General features: G+C 35.7%; 3 protein-coding genes. 1 reads left to right on the top strand and 2 read right to left on the bottom strand.

The genetic code is table 11. From position 1 onward, the window contains the following. Window positions 1-673 precede the first annotated feature (673 nt). Window positions 674-1654 carry a hypothetical protein gene (locus tag JUJ52_RS22730; RefSeq protein WP_026680377.1) on the top strand — a complete coding sequence of 327 codons (981 nt, stop codon included), beginning with the start codon at window positions 674-676 and terminating at the stop codon, window positions 1652-1654. A gap of 41 nt (window positions 1655-1695) precedes the next feature. Here the strand turns inward: JUJ52_RS22730 and JUJ52_RS22725 are convergent, their stop codons facing one another. Together JUJ52_RS22725 and JUJ52_RS22720 are read right to left on the bottom strand one after the other, a co-directional pair. Further along, window positions 1696-1896: a YdiK family protein gene (locus JUJ52_RS22725; protein WP_026680378.1), complete on the bottom strand. Its 201-nt coding sequence runs from the start codon at window positions 1894-1896 to the stop codon at window positions 1696-1698. 41 nt (window positions 1897-1937) lie between these two features. Continuing rightward, on the bottom strand, window positions 1938-2645 hold the full coding sequence (locus JUJ52_RS22720) for a CPBP family intramembrane glutamic endopeptidase (RefSeq protein WP_205389562.1): 708 nt from the start codon (window positions 2643-2645) through the stop codon (window positions 1938-1940). Between the last annotated feature and the right edge of the window lie 205 nt (window positions 2646-2850).

Raw genomic sequence — 2850 nt, 5'->3', positions numbered from 1 at the left:
AGTTATAAAATTAGCCCATGTAGATATAAGCGTGTTGGGTCGGCGTCTAGTTACAGCGCCCAGAAACGAGGCGACTTCACGAATCGCCCTATGATAAGTCTTTATTGGCTCGCAAGCTCACCATGATTGCTTTATTTCCGGTGACACGCTCCAGTCGTACATTTCTATTTGAACCCACTCATGAGGACAACAATGTCTACTGGTCATTAATTATAATTGTTTTATCCTACCATATAACTAGCAGCAATACCCCACTTCAAGCAATAAAGAGAAACCAATATGGATAAGTCGGGGATCGATTGGCAGTAAATGTCCGATTGATTCAAAGACCTTTAGGTCATACTCTTGTGGTACCGTGGGGAACAAAATTCTCAGTAGATAGAAGTTTCACATGATCTGTAAGGTATTATTTTTTCTTTTTTACGGTGATTTTTAGAGTAATACCCAGAAACTAAACAGGTGTTATGACATATAAATTGCATTATTTTTCCAATTTATTGTATTTTTTTGCGTCTAATTTAGGAATATATTGGTAATACATTAATTTTATAGAACCTTTAGCCTGTATTTTCAGAATATTTTTTGGGTATAAAGACGTCTGTCTTTATACATATGCATGAGCTATGCTAAGTAGGGATTCTTACTTATTACATAAATCAGGAGGTAAAATTGTATGTTGAAGAAGGTGAAATCACTACTATTTATTTTTATATTTAGCCTTATATTCATAGTCGGATGTGGTGCTAAGGACAGTAGTGATAGTGAAAAAGTTGCCAAAGCTAGTGAAGAACCAAAAGCAGAAGCTACTATTCCAGAAGATGATACCTTAAAGGCAGTTCTAGAAGAAAATATTCAAACAATGATGGATAAGGATTTACAAGGCCATATGAAAACCATTCATCCTGAGTCCCCTGGTTATGATACAACAAAGGAGCTAATAAATAGCCTACAAGCATATACATTAGATATTACATTAACGGATGTACATGTAGAAGAAAAGTCAGCAGCTGAAGCAAGGTTAGCTTATACGCAGACGAATATGAAAGTGGAAGGCCCTGATTACCAAAACAATCAAACAACAGGTGTTCATATATTGAAGCCGGATAATGGGGAATGGAAAATCTATAGCAGTGAAATCGGCGAAACGGTTAATTTGGACGAGAATGGAGAAGTAATTGAGGCTGGGGAAGCAGAGCCTGTGATGGAAGGTAACTATGTAGAAGAAATTAGAAGTTTAGAGATGCCATTTAGTGAAGATAAATGGGAGCTTGGAAACTATGCAGAGGAATCAGGGGAGGCTATTGTTGAATTTTTAGTTTCTGGAGAAACCTTTGAGAATTATACTGAATTACTGACGCTTCATTATTATGAAGATGGAAAAGATTTGATCGGAGTTAAAAACTTCATTACAAACATGGAAGGTAACTTGAGTGATATGATTGATGGAGAGCTTCAATTTGAGCAAATGGATGTAACAAACGAAGAAGGGTTCTATGAATTTGCTATTACTAATGACTCACTGCAATATGATCAAGAGGAACTTGCCCGCGTGTTTGTGAAGGATTCCGATATGTTTGTTATCCGCTATACAACGATGGAACAAAAAATAAAACAAAAAGAAGCTTGGTTGGAGAAGTTAAAGGCGGTTAAATAAAAGCACCCATGAAAAAAGAAGGAAAGCAGCATAATACACTGCTATTCCTTCTTTTTATGTTTAAGGCGAAAATGTAAGGACATTAAACGAATACTAACGCCTATTTCAAGTGTAGCAAATATTGCTAATATAATTGTGGTCACATTCCAGATGGTATCATCTGCACTCAGAATGGCAATGTACGTAAAGAATACTCCCATAATAAAATAAATAATCGCCATGGTCTTCGGTGAAATCTTCATTTATAAAGCCTCCATAATAAATCCTTACTCAACATTTCGTATTAATGTAGCATGAAAATGGTTTGTAGTTCTTCTAACTGTCTTTCTAATTCCTCTGGGTCAATGTTATATTGTATAAGTACGACTAATGAGTTCATAGCCATATGAACAATAATTGGTACAATAATACGCTTTGTCTTTACATAAAGATACGCAAACACTAAGCCCATCGAACCGTATACAAGTATATGCTCAGGCTCACCATGAATAACCGCGAAAATGAGCGCGGATAAAAGTGCTGCAATGAAGAAGTTTGTCCGTAAATACAGTCGTCCGAAAATAATTTTACGGAAGATGATTTCTTCCAGGATTGGAGCGGCAAACATAGGAATTATCATAAACAGTGGTGACATACGAGTCACATCCATAATTGCCTGTGTGTTTTCCGAATCTTGTCCAATACCTAACAGCTTCACTTCAATTGATCCGGCGACTCCCTGTGCGAAATATGCCATGAATACACCGAGAATAGACCAAAGAATTACATTTCCAGTAGAAGCAACATCTCGTTGATTTACTCCTTGTTTCATGTCTGGTTTCATTAATTGTAAGACAATAATTACTCCTGCTATAAAGCTAATCAGCGACCAGTAAACAAACGCGTCTATCTGATTAATCGGTAACAATGCATATAGAAGTGGGATAAAAATAACTCCTGAGAATTGTACAAGTACATATGTTATGATGACCCACCAATATCGTTTTGGCAAAATACAACGACTCCTTTATCTCTAAGTTAAGAATGTATCCATTTTTGTTTCTTCCAATTAGTTTATGTTTGCTGAAATAAATCTATTAACGATAAAATACATATACGTGATTTTTTAGACATCATGTAAAAGTGAGGTATCAGCAACATAAAAAGGTGTGTTAAGGTGATTCTATGTAAGCTATAGAACCGTATTTATTTATACT

The organism is Virgibacillus sp. AGTR, assembly GCF_016919725.2.
GTDB lineage: Bacteria > Bacillota > Bacilli > Bacillales > Amphibacillaceae > Virgibacillus > Virgibacillus salarius.
Note: the sequence above shows the minus strand (reverse complement) of the source record. Positions and strands in the feature narration are given on the sequence as shown.

Excerpts from the sequence above, each read along its gene's own strand:
- JUJ52_RS22730 (WP_026680377.1), top strand. The coding sequence starts at position 674 with ATGTTGAAGAAGGTGAAATCACTACTATTTATTTTTATATTTAGCCTT.
- JUJ52_RS22725 (WP_026680378.1), bottom strand. The coding sequence starts at position 1,896 with ATGAAGATTTCACCGAAGACCATGGCGATTATTTATTTTATTATGGGA.